Below are 13921 nucleotides of genomic sequence, written 5' to 3'. Positions count from 1 at the left end.
TACCCAGTTTTCCCTCGGCTACGTCATGGGCACTGCCTGTGTTGATATGTTAGCCTTTCAAAGCCGCTGCGCATCAGCGGCTTTTTTTATGTGTCGAAAATATCAGCCCGGCTGCTGCGTCTCTTTAAGGGAGACTGTGCAGACACGACAATAAAAACTGCCCCACCGCCCGACCAAAGGAGCTTGTCCCCGGTGCCTTACGCGTTTCGTTTTACCCCGCTATTCATTGCATTGACCGCAACGATCCCCTTCGCCGCACAGGCCGATGAAGACAAGGCTGATGGCTTTATCGAAGGCTCGTCGCTCAACCTGAATTTCCGTAATGCCTACTTCAACCGCAACGAGCGCAACGCCGGTGTGCGTGACAAGCGCGAGTGGGGCCAAGGCGCCGTGGCGCGCTTCGAGTCTGGCTACACGCCCGGTGTAATTGGTTTTGGCCTGGATGCCCACGCCATGGTCGGGCTCAAGCTCGACGGCGGCGACGGCCGCGCGGGTACTTCCATTTTGCCCAGCGAGCCGGGCGACAAATCGCGCCAGGCGTTTTCGACCGCAGGCGCGGCGCTCAAGCTCAAGGGCTTCGATACCGAATTCAAGGCCGGTGACCTGTTCCTTACCAACCCGGTTATCGCCGGTGGCGAGACGCGCATGCTGCCGCAGACCTTCCGCGGCTTTGCCCTGAGCAACACCAGCATCGACGGGCTGATGCTCGAAGGTGGCCAGGTCAGCTTCACCAAGCCGTACAACCAGAGTGGCCACCGCCGCATCGATACCTACTACGGCGCCCTGCAAGACGGTGACAAGAGCAAGCACCTGAACTGGGCCGGCGCTTCGTGGAGCGGCACCGAGAACATCACCGCCAACCTGTACGCCGCTGAACTCAAGGATGTCTGGAACCAGTATTACGCTGACTTCGACTACACCTACGCGGTCAACGACCTGGTCAGCCTCAACCCTGGCGTGCACTTCTATCACACCCAGGACACCGGCCAGTCGCTGCTGGGCAGCATCGACAACAACACCTACAGCGTGCATTTCACTGTCGCTGCCGGTTACCACAGCGTCACCGCCGCCTACCAGCGGGTCAATGGCAACACGCCGTTCGACTACATCAACCTGGGCGACAGCATCTACCTCGACAACTCGCGCATGTACTCGGACTTCAACGCCCCCAACGAGCGTTCGTGGAAGCTGCAGTACGACTATGACTTTGCAGGCGTCGGTGTGCCTGGGCTGAGCGGCACGGTTTCGTATTCGCGCGGTGAAGCCGACTTGACCAAGGCCACCCAGGACACCACGCACTACGCCTACTACAACCCCGAGGGCAAGAACGCCAAGCACTGGGAGCGCGACCTGGACCTGAAGTACGTGTTCCAGGAGGGTGACTTCAAGGACCTGTCAGTGCTGGTGCGCTACGCCACCCACCGTGCCGGCCAGGGCTATTCGCAGCAGGACGACAACGACGAAGTGCGGGTGATCGTGGATTATCCGGTGAACGTCTTCTGACCTGATCAATTCAGCGCCCAGAAACATCTCGTTGTGGCGAGCGGGCTTGTCCCGCGTTGGGCTGCCCAGCAGCCCTGAAGGTTTGAGGGCTGCTGCGCAGCCCAACGCGGGACAAGCCCGCTCACCACAAAAAACCTGTCTTCCAACGCTCAGCCAAAGTCGCGCAGCTATCGATCCTCATGGCAGGGCATGCCCACTGACCTGCCCCCCCGGACATTTCCGTCGGACGGTCTCGTATATTTCTTGTCCGACAATCGCACCTTCCCTATCATATTGCCGCCGCGTAATGGCCCATCCCCCATGGATTCAGGGGCTTTGCAGTAGCGAGCATGACGTCAATCACCCGATCACCGCGTTCCGCCCTGTACAAGTCGCACCCTGAACTGGTCCTGAACCTGGGCAGTTGCCTCGCTGTGCTCGCCATTCTGGGCATCGTCGGCTTCCTGCTGGCGCGTGAGCGCGACAGCGTCGAACAGTCGGCTATCCGCTCATCGCGCAACATTGTCCAGCTGATCGAAAGCGACATCGTGCGCAACGTCGAGCTGTACGACCAATCGCTCAAGGGCGTGATCTGGGCAGTCGAGCACCCGGAACTGTTGAAGGTTCCGCCCAGCCTGCGCCAGCAGATCCTGTTCAACCAAGCCTTCTCCGCGCCGATACGTGGCGACATTCTCTGGCTGAACGCCAAAGGGGATGTAGTGGGCGACTCCACCAGCGCCGTCCCGCGCCAAGCCAACTTTGCCGACACCGCGCCGTTTCAGGCGCACCGCGAAAACCCAGGCCTGGGCCTGGTGATCGGCCCACCGTTCAAGGCACGCCTGGGCGACCTGGACTGGTGTATCAGCTTCAGCCGGCGCATTTCCGGGCAGCACGGCGAGTTCATCGGGCTGGCAGCCGGCGCCTTGCGGCTTTCCTATTTCGACCAGCTGTTCCAGCGCCTGGATATCGGCGAAGAAAGCAGCATCAACCTGCTCAATACCGACGGCCAACTGCTGGCACGCCAACCCACGCGCCCACAGGACCCGATGATCGGGACCAATTTTTCCGCAACGCCCAATTTCAAACGCATCCTCACTGAACGCTCCGGCAGCTTCTCGGCCCATTCACAAACCTACGGCACCCAGCGTATCTACACCTTCGCCAAGGTCGGCGACCTGCCGCTGATCGTGCTGGTGGTGCATTCAGCCGACGAGGTGTACCAGCCGTGGAAGCGCACAGCGCTGCTGGTCAGCGCCGCCACTGGGGTGCTGTGCATCGGCATCCTGTGGCTGACGTTGCTGCTGGGGCGCGAACTGCGCCGCCGCCATGAAGCCGAGCAAGGGCTTGAGACATTGGCCGCCACCGATAGCCTGACGGGCCTGGCCAACCGCCGCCGCCTCGACCAGATGCTGCGCCAGGAATGGGCGCGCGCCCAACGCAATCGCAAGCCGCTGGCGGTGCTGATGGTCGATGTGGATATGTTCAAGGCGTTCAATCAACGCCACGGGCATGCCGGCGGCGACCATGTGCTGCGCGAGGTAGCCAAGACCATCGAACGCTGTATACGGCGCCCGGCGGACCTTGCGGCGCGCTATGGCGGGGAGGAATTCCAAGTGGTGTTGCCGGAGACCGATCTGGCCGGGGCCCTGATGCTGGCCGAGCGTATCCGCGCCAGTGTCGAAGCCATGCCACCGTTTGCCGGTGACGAACGTGCCGTTACGGTAAGTGTCGGGATTGGCCTGCACATCCCCGGCACCCAGCGTGATCTGACACAGCTGTTGGGCGCCGCGGATGAGGCCCTCTACCGGGCCAAGGCGCGTGGCCGTAACCGGGTAGAGGGGCCCGAGGATTAAGAGCTGGCGCGAGCAGAGTTGCGCAGCGCCTTGACCTGATCATGGTTGCGCTGTACGCCCTGCAGTTGTTTCTCGACCAGGCTATAGGACTGGTCGGTGGCAGCGCGGCCCAGCTTGACCAGCTTCTCGCGGGCTTCCTTGTAGGCTTTCAGGGCGTGGTCTTCACCGCGCTCAACTTCGTTGAGCACCGCCTCTTCATCCTTGCCGGTCAGCATCGACTTGAGGTTGACCCAGCCACGGTGCAGGTCACCGCTGATGCTGGTGCTGGTTTCCGGATCACCGCCCAGACGACGCACTTCGCTCTGCAGTTCGGCCGCAGCGCTGGCGCATTCGCCGGCACGCTGTACGAAGAACGCCTTGAGCTGTGGGTTCTTGACGTCATCGGCAGAAGTGCGGAAGCCCTTCTCGCCATCTTTGCTGTATTCGATGAGGTCGTTCAGTACGTCGATAACGTCTTTGTTTGGATTGCTCATGGGTACAACTCCTTGGCAGATGGAAGTCCCTAGTACTAGAGCAGGCTTCGTGCCAAGCCGAGCGGAATTAAGTAATCTTTAAAAATCAATAAGTTATGCCGGAATGCAAAATAGCCATCATTGGCGTTCTGCATGATTTGCGCTTGGGCGTTCGTGCAGATTGCAGTATGGTCCGCGCATGACTTGCTACAGGTGGCGCGATGAAACCCGAGACCCTGCAACTACTGGTGACCCGCAGCATGCCGTTCGGCAAATATCAGGGCCGGTTGATCGCGGATCTGCCCGGTGATTACCTGGCCTGGTTCGCCCGCAAAGGCTTCCCGCCCGGTGAGCTGGGCGGGTTGTTGGCGTTGATGCACGAGATTGACCATAACGGCCTGGGCGACCTGCTCAAGCCTTTGCGCCGCTGACTTGAGCCGCCCGCTCCCACGCCGAGTTTTGCGAGCACAGTCTTGTGCAGGCCTGCTCCGGCCTCATCGCAGGCTGTCGCCAGCTCCCACAAGTGAACTGCGCCGGACCGGGATAGACAGCCTGACTGAGAACCTGTGGGAGATTCTATGGTTTTGTACAAGCCTGTTCCCGTCAGATATATATCCTTGTGGCGAGCGGGCTTGCCCCGCGTTGGGCTGCGCAGCAGCCCCTTGGGTTTTCAGGGCTGCTGCGCAGCCCAACGCGGGACAAGCCCGCTCGCCACAACTCTCTATCATTTCCCACAGGATTGGGTCCAACCGGCAAGGTTGCGGTTGAACATGGCCTCTGTGGGAGCTGGCGAGAGCCTGCGATGAGGCCACCACAAGCTTGCACAGAACCATAAATTTCCCGCGCTGCCCGGACAATCAGCGTGTGGTCTGAGCCGGAGCCACTGCCAATTCCACCTGCTCGGCCTTCTTGATCAGCGCATACACCACCGCCGTCACCAAGCTGCCCGCAACAATCGCCAGCAGGTACAGCAGCGCGTGGTTGATCGCATTGGGGATCAGCAGCACGAACAGCCCGCCATGCGGGGCCATCAGTTTGCAGCCGAAATACATCGACAGCGCGCCGGTCAACGCCCCGCCGGCAATGCTCGCCGGGATCACCCGCAGCGGGTCCTTGGCAGCGAACGGGATCGCGCCTTCAGAGATGAAGCACAGCCCCAGCGCCAGCGCCGCCTTGCCCGCCTCACGCTCGCTCTGGGCGAACTTGCGCCGCGCCAGGAACGTCGCCAGGCCAAGCCCGATGGGCGGCACCATCCCGGCGGCCATGGTCGCCGCCATCGGTGCGTAGCTGGACGAAGCCAGTAGCCCCACCGAGAACGCATAGGCAGCCTTGTTGATCGGCCCCCCGAGGTCGACACACATCATGCCGCCCAGCAGCACCCCAAGCAGGATGGCGTTGGTGGTGCCCATGCTGTCGAGAAAATGCGTCAGCCCCACCAGCATCGCCGCCACCGGCTGGCCAACCACATAGATCATCACCAGCCCCGTGAACAGGCTCGCCACCAGCGGGATGATCAGGATCGGCTTGAGCGCATCCAGGCTGCTCGGCAGGCGTACCCAGCGGGCCAGGGCCTTGGCGCTGTAGCCGGCCAGAAAACCTGCGACGATCCCGCCAATGAAACCTGCACCCAGGGTGCTCGCCAGCAAACCGCCAATCATCCCCGGCGCAAGGCCTGGGCGGTCGGCGATGGACCAGGCGATGTAACCCGCCAGCAGCGGCACCATCAGCTTGAACGCAGCATCACCGCCGATCTGCATCAAGGCGGCGGGCAAGGTGCCAGGCTCCTTGTAGGCTTCGATGCCGAAGACGAATGACAGCGCGATCAGCAGCCCGCCCGCCACCACCATCGGCAACATGAACGAGACGCCGGTCAGCAGGTGCTTGTACACCCCGGCTTTCTCGGTTTTCTGGGCGGCCTGGGCGCTGTCGCCGGCGCTTTCAACCTTGCCTTCGGCAAGCGCCTTGTCCAGCGTGGCGCGGGCTTGCTTGAGGGCGATGCCGGTGCCGCAGCGATAGATGCGCTTGCCGGCAAAGCGCGCCGTCGGCACTTCAATATCCGCGGCCAGCAGCACCACGTCGGCCTCGGCGATAGCCTCGGCCGGCAGTGGGTTGCGTGCCCCGACCGAGCCTTGGGTCTCGACGGTGAGCTGGTAGCCGAGCGCCGCAGCGGCCTGCTGCAAGGCCTCGGCGGCCATGAAGGTGTGGGCGACGCCGGTCGGACAGGCCGTCACTGCCACCAGCCGTGGCGCCGCCGCCGCCGCAGCCGGTGGGCTGTCGTGCAGTACCTGGGCACTGGCGGCGGCTTCGTCGAGGAAGCCTTCGCGGTCGGCCAGGGCCTGCGCCGGCGTGCTCTGGTACACCCGTTTGCCGGTGAAGCGGCTCAGGTCCACCGGGCCGGTGCTGACCACCAGCACCCAGTCGGCGCCAGCGATCTGTGCCGAGGTCAGGCGGCGTTCGGGGTGTTCGCTGTCCTGCACCTCGACGCTGGTACTCCAGCCCCGGCGTTGCGCAGCCGCAGACAGCAGGCGTGCACTGAGCACGCTGGATACCTGGCCGTTGGGGCAGGCAGTGACAATGGCAATGTTCATCAGCGGCCCTCAGGTTCTTGTTGTTCGGTCAGTTGCACGCCGGCTTCAAGGCGCGCCAGTTGCTCACGGTCACAAATGCCGAAGCCGACCTGGGTAACGGCCTGCGCGGCAATGGCGGTGGCGCGGCGCAACGTGGCGTGCGGCGCCTCGCCTTGCAACAGGCCATGGACCATGCCCGCCACCAGGGAGTCCCCGGCGCCGACGGTGCTGGCAATGCGCACGCTTGGCGGCTGTGCATGCAGCGCCTGGCCGGCGGCGAACCAGCTGACGCCGTGCTCGCCCTGGGAGACAACGACATGGGCGATGCCTGTGCTCAGTAGCTGGGCAGCCGCCGTGCGCTGCTGCGCCGGCGCCTCCACCGCCATGCCGAGCACCTCGCCCAGTTCTTCGGTGTTGGGTTTGACCAGCCATGGCGCGGCTTGCAAACCGGCGCGCAGGGCGTCGCCGCTGCTGTCCAGGGCAACTTTCAGGCCCATCGCCTTGAGCCGTTCCAGCAATTGCCGCAGCCACTGCGGGCTGACTCCACGGGGCAGGCTGCCGGCCACCACGACCGCGTCATGGCCGGGGGCAATCTGCGCCAGGCGCTCAAGCAGTGCGGCACACGCGGCTTCGTCGACCTGTGGCCCGAGGCCATTGATGTCGGTGACCCGGCCGTCGGCTTCGACCACCTTGATATTGCTGCGCGTCTCGCCCGCTACGCGCACGAAACAGTCAGTAAACCCACGCGCGGCGATCAACGCTTCGAAGGGTTGCAGATTGTCCTGGCCGAGAAACCCGCCAACGGTGACGCTGTGGCCCAGGTCAGCCAGCACTTGGGCGACGTTCAGCCCCTTGCCGGCGGCGTGGCTGTGCTGGGCCTGGCTGCGGTTGACCGCACCGGGGCGCAGGGTGTCGAGGCTGACGGTGAGGTCCAGCGCAGGGTTGAGGGTCAGGGTAAGGATCTTGGCCATGTCAGTATCGCTCCACCAGCGCCCGAACCGCTTCGGCGCTGTCCTGTTGCAGGGCTTCGCGCGCCAGGGCGCGAGCCGTCGAATAATCGGCCTGGCGCACCAGTGCCTTGACTTCGGCGACGCTGCGCGCTGACACACTGAGCTCGTCCACCTCAAGGCCCAGCAGCACCGCCACCGCTTGCGGGTCGGCAGCCAGCTCGCCACACACGCCTACCCACTTGCCATGGGCATGGGCGGCGCGCACGGTCATGTCGATCAATTGCAGCACCGCCGGGTGCAGGCCGTCGGCCTGGGCCGAGAGGCTCGGGTGGCCGCGGTCGATGGCCAGGGTGTACTGCGTCAGGTCGTTGGTGCCGACGCTGAAGAAGTCCACCTCACGCGCCAACTGCGGGGCCAGCAAGGCCGCCGATGGCACCTCGACCATGATCCCCACTTGCAGGTCGCGCACCGGGATCTGCTCGCGCAGCCGGTCGACCATCGCCTTGGCCGCGCGCCATTCATGCATCTGCCCGACCATCGGGAACATGATGCGCAATGGCCGGTCGTCAGCGGCCTGCAGCAGCGCGCGCAGCTGGTCTTCCATGACCTGCGGGCGCTGCAAGGTCAGGCGCACGCCGCGCACGCCAAGGAAAGGGTTTTCCTCTGCGCCAATCGGCCAGTAAGGCAGCGGTTTGTCGCCGCCGACATCCAGTGTACGTACCACCAGCGGGCGACCTGCCAGGCCATCGAGCACGCGGCGGTACTCGGCCTCTTGGGTGGCAACATCGGGAGCCTGGGTGTGGGCCATGAAAATCAGCTCGGTGCGCAGCAGGCCAACCCCTTCGGCGCCCTGCTCCACCACTTTGTCGATGCTTGCGCTGTCGCCGATGTTGGCGCACACCTCCAACGCGTGGCCGTCGCGGGTGGTCGCCGGCTCATGGCGGCTGGCCCAGGCCGCTTGCAGGCGCTGCTCGCGGGCGTCGCGCTCGGCCAACGCACGCTGCAGTTCATCTGCTTCGGGGGCAATCGTCACGCGGCCGCGCTGGCCATCGAGCAACAACGGCGTGCCGCTGTCGAGCACCAAGATCGCCTCCCCTGCGCCAACTACGGCAGGGATGCCCAGGGCGCGAGCCACGATGGCGCTGTGCGCGGTGGCGCCGCCGTGGGCGGTGACGATGCCGGCGACGCGGGCCGGGTCCAGGCGCGCTACATCGGACGGGCCGACTTCGGCCATCACCAGCACATAAGGTTGTTCAGGCTCGGCGCTTTGTTGCACGCCGCACAGTTGCGCCAGCACGCGCCGACCAATGTCGCGCAGGTCGGCGGCGCGTTCGGCGAGCAGCGTGTCCTGCAGGGCTTCCTGCTCGCGGGCGGCGGCTTCGATCACCGCCATCCAGCCGGCAGCCGCGCTTTCACCTTGGGCCAGGCGCAGTTCGACTTCATCGGCCAGCGCCGGGTCGCCGAGCATTTCCTGGTGCGTGACGAAGATCTCGCCAATGGCCTTGTCACTGCGCTGCACGAGGTGTTGCAGGTCTGCATGCACCGCATCAAGGGCACTGCGCAGCTTGACGCGCTCCTTGGCGGGCGACTCGCCGCGCAGCGGGTAGTCGATATCACGCTCGACGCAGACATGCGCCGGGCCACAGGCGATACCAGGCGCTGCGGCCACGGCCTGCAAGGTGCTGCCGGCAACCGGCGCAACCACGGCTTCAGGCGGGGCCTCGGGCAGCACTTGCACGGCCGCAGGCACCGGCTCCACCGCCTCGCCAAGGCCTTGCTCGATAGCAGCAAGCAACGCCGGCAGGGCGTCGGCGGCAATGCCGGGCTCGGCCACCAGTTCCAGCGTCTGGCCACGCCGGGCACCGAGGCTGAGCAACTTGCTCAGGCTTTTGACCGACACTGCTGTTTGCGGGCTGTCGGCTACGCGGATCCGAATCTCGCCATCAAAACGCTTCGCCAGTTGTGCCAGCTCCTTGGCCGGGCGGGCGTGCAGGCCGTGGGGGTTGGCCAGCACCACGCGGGCACTCGGCCAGTCGGCGGGGACTTCACCGCCAAGCACTTCAAGCACCGTACGGCTGCTGGTGGCCTGGTAGAGCATCTGCCCGCGGCCTTCGATCAGCACTTCGCACAGCCGCTCAAGCAACGCCTGATGCGCAGCGCCGAGGCTGGCCAGGCAGAACAGCCCGTTCAGCGGCTGGTCGCGGTAACGCAGCGGTTGCTGTGGGGTAATGAACGCCAGGCCCGGCTGGCGCACCTGGCGCTCGCTGTGCAGCCACCAAAGGCCTTCGCCCAGCGGCAGCGGCTCGGCCTGTTGCAGCACACCGGCAAAGCCGCTCTCGACGCAGCCAGCGCGCTGTAACAGGCGTGCGCCGCGCCAGGCCAGCTCGTCAAAATCTTCCGCGGCAAGGTTCAGCCCGACCAGTTGCGCATCCAGCGCCAGCGCCTGGGGCGCGCCCTGCAACAGTTTGAGCAGCGCTTCTGCGGAACTGGCGCGGCGCAACGCCTCGGCAAGGTCGGTCTCGCCTAGGGCGCGGGTCAGCAGTTGCAACAGGCGCAAGTGCTCGTCAGAGCGCGCGGCGATGGCGATGGCGAGGTAGACGATCTGCCCGTCGCCCCAGTCCACCCCGTCGGGGAACTGCATCAGGCGCACGCCGGTGGCATACACAAGGTCGCGGGTCTCGGGGGTGCCATGGGGGATGGCAATGCCTTGGCCCAAAAAGGTCGAACCCTGCGCCTCGCGGGCACGCAGGCCATCAAGATACCCCTCGGCCACCAGGCCATCGGCTACCAGCCGTTCGGCCAGCAACGCCAGCGCCTGGCCTTTGTCGGCGGCTTTCTGGCCCATGGCAATCTGCTCCACGGCAAGCTCGAGCATGACCTTCTCCTTTACGGCGCCCATGTTGGCAGCCGAGGTATTGTTGTGAATTTCAACGGCACGGGCCGTTCAAATAACCTGCGCAGGCGGCGAATTCGATAATCCGGGCAGGAAATTTCGCCACGCTGAAACGTTTAATCTGACCAAGCCGGCACGTTACTCGATAATCTTCCAACGAAAAAGCCCCATCCCGTCGGACAATTGCGACAATGGTCGCCTGCGCACACGCTTGCCCTTGGGACACACTACCCGGTCAGGCAAGCAGCCAGTCCCGGAAATAACAAGGAAAATTCGGTGAAACTCAGCGATATCGCCCGTCTGGCCGGTGTGTCAGTCACCACCGCCAGCTACGTCATCAACGGCAAGGCTGAACAGCAGCGCATCAGCAGCAGCACCGTCGAGCGCGTGCGTGCGGTGGTCGAGGCCCATGGCTTCACCCCCAACCCCCAGGCCGCCGGCCTGCGCAGCCGCCATACCCGGACCTTGGGGTTCATTCTCCCGGACCTTGAGAACCCCAGCTACGCCCGTATCGCCAAACAGCTGGAGCAAGGTGCTCGCGCCCGTGGTTACCAGTTGCTGATCGCCAGCAGTGATGACCAGCCAGAAATCGAACACCAGTTGCAGCAGCTGTTCCGCGCGCGGCGCTGCGACGCGCTGTTCGTCGCCAGTTGCCTGCCCGCGCAGGACACCAGCTACCGCGAACTGCAAGACAAAGGCCTGCCGGTAATCGCCATCGACCGTGGGCTGGACCCGGCCCACTTCTGTTCAGTCATCAGTGATGACCGTGATGCCAGCCGCCAACTCGCCGGCAGCCTGCTGCAAACCGCCCCGCAGAGCATCGCACTGATCGGCGCGCGCCCAGAGCTGTCGGTCAGCCAGGCCCGTGCCGGCGGTTTCGATGAAGCGCTGCAGGGGTTTGCCGGGCAAGTGTGGCGCTACCAAGGCGAGGCGTTCAGCCGTGAGTGCGGGCAGCGCCTGATGCAGCAACTGATCGACGAGCAAGGCGGGCTGCCGGATGCGCTGGTGACCACCTCCTACGTACTGCTGCAAGGGGTTTTCGACACCTTGCAGGCGCGCCCTGCCGGCTCGCGTCAGTTGCAGCTGGGCACCTTCGGCGACAATCAGTTGCTCGACTTCCTGCCGCTGCCGGTCAACGCCATGGCCCAGCAGCACGGTCTGATCGCCGCAACTGCGCTGGAGCTGGCCCTGGCGGCCATCGAAGAAAAACGCTACCAGCCCGGCGTGCACGCCATTGGCCGCACCTTCAAGCGCCGCATCACGGCCTGACCATGCGCCTGATCGATACCCACACGCACCTGGACTTCCCCGACTTCGACGGCGACCGCCGGCAACTGCTGGCCAGCGCTGCGGCGCGCGGGGTGGAACGCATGGTGGTGCTGGGGGTGTATCAGGACAACTTCCAGCGCGTGTGGGACCTGGCCTGTAGCGACGAGCGAATTTTCGCAGCCCTTGGCCTGCACCCGGTCTACCTCGACCAACATCGCCCCGAGCATCTGGCAACATTGCGCGACTGGTTACAGCGCCTGTGTGGCGACCGACGGCTGTGCGCGGTGGGCGAATTCGGCCTGGATTACTACCTGCCAGCGCTTGACCCGCAGCGTCAGCAAGCGCTGTTCGAAGCCCAGTTGCAACTGGCCTGCGACTTCGCACTGCCCGCCCTGCTGCACGTTCGCCGCAGCCATGCGCAGGTGATTGCCACGCTCAAGCGCTACAAGCCTGCGCGGGCGGGGGTCATCCATGCGTTCGCCGGCAGTTATGAAGAGGCGCGCGAATATATAAAGCTGGGGTTCCGCCTGGGGCTTGGGGGGGCTGCGACCTGGCCCCAGGCGCTGCGCCTGCGCAAGACCCTGGCCCGCCTGCCGCTGGAGGCTGTGGTGCTGGAAACCGATGCCCCCGACATGGCCCCGGTGATGTATGCGGGCATGCGTAACAGCCCGGAGCATCTGCCTGAGATAGCTGAAGCATTGGCGCAGGTGATGGGGGTTGAGGCTGGCGAGTTGGCTGAGGTGAGCAGCCGCAATGCCGATGAGCTGTTTGGCTGGTAGCTTCAGCCTGTACTGGCCTCATCGCAGGCTATCGCCAGCTCCCACAGGGGTTGCGTCATACATCGATATAAAGGCCCGGCGCGATCCCTGTGGGAGCTGGCGATAGTCTGCGATGAGGCCACCACAGGCGTGTACACCCCCCAGAACCTCCCATAAAGACCGCGCAGGTCAGGCCAGCACGGTACACAGCGCAAAGCAGGCGTACCACAACACCGCACAGCGCAGCAGCAGCTCCCACAAGGTGTCCAGACGCGCCAGCCCTTGCTGATGGCCTTCCTCCTCGGGAATGTCATCCGCCACCCGGCCAACCTGCGCAACCAAATGCCCCGCGCTGACATGCCAGTCGAGCAAGGCATGCAACATCACCCGGGTGACCGCGACGAAGTTGCCCACCAAGGCAAAGCTCACCGCAACCACCCGCACCGGCAACCAGTCCATGGCATGGCGCAGCTGCGCAGCCAACGCCTGGATGCCTGGCTGGCGACTGTGCTCGGCACCCAGCGCCAGCAGGCGATAGGCCAGCGCCGCGGCAGGCCCCAGCAGGAAGTACCAGAAAACCACCGCAAAGAAGCTCTGATAGGCCTGCCACAGCAGGTGCCCCTGAACGCGCTTGATCAAGCTGCCGGCGTCTTCGGCCTGTAACCCAAGGTCACGCTCGGCCGCGTGCAGCGCGGCCTGGTCATCACCGCGGCGCCAGGCATCGCGAAACGGCCCGAGCGATGCCTTCACATCACCACGGCCCAGGCTGTAGATCAGCACCAGCAAGTGCACGGGCAACGCCAGCAGGCCGTAGGCAACCGGCTCCAGCACGTGCAGCAGCAGCAACAGCACCACCACCGGGGCCAGTACCAGCAGCGTCAACGCCCAGGCCGGCGCTGCCTTGCCGCTGCGTTCAAGGCGCAGCAACTCGCCAAGGAACAACCCGTCACGCTGCAGACGCTGGCGCAGGGCGGAAAACTTCTCGACCCACAGCACCAGCACCAAGACCAGAAAACTCATTGTTTGCCCTCACTGTGTTGCAAGGCGGCGCGGTAGCGCTGCCAATCGAATGCCGGGCCGGGGTCGGTCTTGCGCCCCGGCGCGATGTCGCTATGGCCCTGGATGCGCTGCGTATCGATCTGCGGCCAGGCTTGGCGGATCTGCGCAGTCAGGCGCTCGAGCGCCAGGTACTGGGCATCTGTATAGGGCAGCTCATCGGTGCCTTCAAGCTCGATGCCGATAGAAAAGTCATTGCAGCCTTCGCGCCCGTCAAACCTCGACACCCCCGCATGCCAGGCGCGGTCATGCAACGACACGAACTGCGTCACCGCGCCGTCGCGCTCGACAAACAGGTGCGCCGACACCGTCAGGTGGCAGATGCTTTCGAAGTAAGGGTGTTCGGCAGCGTCCAGGCGATTCTGGAAGAACGCCTGCACCTTGCCAGTACCGAAGCAGGCGGGCGGCAGGCTGATGTTGTGGATAACCAGCAACGACACAGCCTCGCCGGCGGGGCGTTCATTGAAGTTCGGCGAGGGGCAGCGGGTGACGCCGGTGAACCAGCCAGTCGCGCGGTCCAGTTGCATGGGGCAGATCCTGAAAGGGGCCAGGGGCAGGTTGATGCTTGGCAGTGGGGTTCGTTGAGGGCCATCGCGGGGCGAGCCCGCTCCCACAAAAGCCGTACTTCCTGTAGGAGCGGG

General features: G+C 64.7%; 11 protein-coding genes. 5 read left to right on the top strand and 6 right to left on the bottom strand.

What is annotated here, in order from left to right; genetic code table 11:
* Positions 1-192: 192 nt before the first annotated feature.
* Together HU719_RS01085 and HU719_RS01080 are read left to right on the top strand one after the other, a co-directional pair.
* A complete protein-coding gene (locus HU719_RS01085) occupies positions 193-1503 on the top strand; it encodes an OprD family porin (RefSeq protein WP_186537329.1) in 1311 nt (436 codons plus the stop codon).
* A 329-nt stretch (positions 1504-1832) separates the two neighbouring features.
* Positions 1833-3335 carry a sensor domain-containing diguanylate cyclase gene (locus HU719_RS01080; protein ID WP_186537330.1) on the top strand — a complete coding sequence of 501 codons (1503 nt, stop codon included), beginning with the start codon at positions 1833-1835 and terminating at the stop codon, positions 3333-3335.
* Here the strand turns inward: HU719_RS01080 and HU719_RS01075 are convergent.
* On the bottom strand, positions 3332-3808 hold the full coding sequence (locus tag HU719_RS01075; protein ID WP_186522903.1) for a ferritin-like domain-containing protein: 477 nt from the start codon (positions 3806-3808) through the stop codon (positions 3332-3334). The genes HU719_RS01080 and HU719_RS01075 overlap by 4 nt on opposite strands.
* 200 nt (positions 3809-4008) lie before the next feature.
* On the opposite strand from HU719_RS01075, the gene HU719_RS01070 reads away from it, so the two are divergent.
* The gene (locus HU719_RS01070; protein WP_186522901.1) at positions 4009-4218 is read left to right on the top strand and encodes a DUF3820 family protein; all 210 of its coding nucleotides are present in this window, start codon (positions 4009-4011) and stop codon (positions 4216-4218) included.
* A 426-nt stretch (positions 4219-4644) separates the two neighbouring features.
* Here the strand turns inward: HU719_RS01070 and HU719_RS01065 are convergent, their stop codons facing one another.
* The 3 genes from HU719_RS01065 to ptsP are packed head-to-tail and all read right to left on the bottom strand — an operon-like array spanning position 4645 to position 10179.
* A complete protein-coding gene (locus tag HU719_RS01065) occupies positions 4645-6375 on the bottom strand; it encodes a PTS fructose-like transporter subunit IIB (RefSeq protein WP_186536442.1) in 1731 nt (576 codons plus the stop codon).
* Positions 6375-7325: a 1-phosphofructokinase gene (gene pfkB / locus HU719_RS01060; protein ID WP_186536441.1), complete on the bottom strand. Its 951-nt coding sequence runs from the start codon at positions 7323-7325 to the stop codon at positions 6375-6377. The genes HU719_RS01065 and pfkB overlap by 1 nt, the downstream gene beginning before the upstream one ends.
* A 1-nt stretch (position 7326) precedes the next feature.
* Positions 7327-10179, bottom strand: a complete 2853-nt coding sequence (gene ptsP / locus HU719_RS01055; protein ID WP_186536440.1) for a phosphoenolpyruvate--protein phosphotransferase — start codon at positions 10177-10179, stop codon at positions 7327-7329.
* A 294-nt stretch (positions 10180-10473) separates the two neighbouring features.
* On the opposite strand from ptsP, the gene cra reads away from it, so the two are divergent.
* Both cra and HU719_RS01045 read left to right on the top strand, forming a co-directional pair.
* A complete protein-coding gene (gene cra / locus HU719_RS01050; protein ID WP_186520293.1) occupies positions 10474-11466 on the top strand; it encodes a catabolite repressor/activator in 993 nt (330 codons plus the stop codon).
* 2 nt (positions 11467-11468) lie between these two features.
* Positions 11469-12245 carry a TatD family hydrolase gene (locus HU719_RS01045; protein WP_186536439.1) on the top strand — a complete coding sequence of 259 codons (777 nt, stop codon included), beginning with the start codon at positions 11469-11471 and terminating at the stop codon, positions 12243-12245.
* 168 nt (positions 12246-12413) lie between these two features.
* Here the strand turns inward: HU719_RS01045 and ampE are convergent, their stop codons facing one another.
* Both ampE and ampD read right to left on the bottom strand, forming a co-directional pair.
* Positions 12414-13244, bottom strand: a complete 831-nt coding sequence (gene ampE / locus HU719_RS01040) for a regulatory signaling modulator protein AmpE (protein ID WP_186536438.1) — start codon at positions 13242-13244, stop codon at positions 12414-12416.
* Positions 13241-13807: a 1,6-anhydro-N-acetylmuramyl-L-alanine amidase AmpD gene (gene ampD / locus HU719_RS01035; protein ID WP_186520290.1), complete on the bottom strand. Its 567-nt coding sequence runs from the start codon at positions 13805-13807 to the stop codon at positions 13241-13243. Before ampD ends, ampE begins: the two co-directional genes overlap by 4 nt.
* Positions 13808-13921: the final 114 nt, after the last annotated feature.

It is taken from the genome of Pseudomonas farsensis (assembly GCF_014268805.2).
Taxonomy (GTDB): domain Bacteria; phylum Pseudomonadota; class Gammaproteobacteria; order Pseudomonadales; family Pseudomonadaceae; genus Aquipseudomonas; species Aquipseudomonas farsensis.
Note: the sequence above shows the minus strand (reverse complement) of the source record. Positions and strands in the feature narration are given on the sequence as shown.

What these genes read in the sequence shown, in the direction of transcription:
- HU719_RS01080 (WP_186537330.1), top strand. Translation starts at nt 1,833, where the DNA reads ATGACGTCAATCACCCGATCACCGCGTTCCGCCCTGTACAAGTCGCAC.
- HU719_RS01075 (WP_186522903.1), bottom strand. Translation starts at nt 3,808, where the DNA reads ATGAGCAATCCAAACAAAGACGTTATCGACGTACTGAACGACCTCATC.
- HU719_RS01070 (WP_186522901.1), top strand. Translation starts at nt 4,009, where the DNA reads ATGAAACCCGAGACCCTGCAACTACTGGTGACCCGCAGCATGCCGTTC.
- HU719_RS01065 (WP_186536442.1), bottom strand. Translation starts at nt 6,375, where the DNA reads ATGAACATTGCCATTGTCACTGCCTGCCCCAACGGCCAGGTATCCAGC.
- pfkB (WP_186536441.1), bottom strand. Translation starts at nt 7,325, where the DNA reads ATGGCCAAGATCCTTACCCTGACCCTCAACCCTGCGCTGGACCTCACC.
- ptsP (WP_186536440.1), bottom strand. Translation starts at nt 10,179, where the DNA reads ATGCTCGAGCTTGCCGTGGAGCAGATTGCCATGGGCCAGAAAGCCGCC.
- HU719_RS01045 (WP_186536439.1), top strand. Translation starts at nt 11,469, where the DNA reads ATGCGCCTGATCGATACCCACACGCACCTGGACTTCCCCGACTTCGAC.
- ampE (WP_186536438.1), bottom strand. Translation starts at nt 13,244, where the DNA reads ATGAGTTTTCTGGTCTTGGTGCTGGTGCTGTGGGTCGAGAAGTTTTCC.
- ampD (WP_186520290.1), bottom strand. Translation starts at nt 13,807, where the DNA reads ATGCAACTGGACCGCGCGACTGGCTGGTTCACCGGCGTCACCCGCTGC.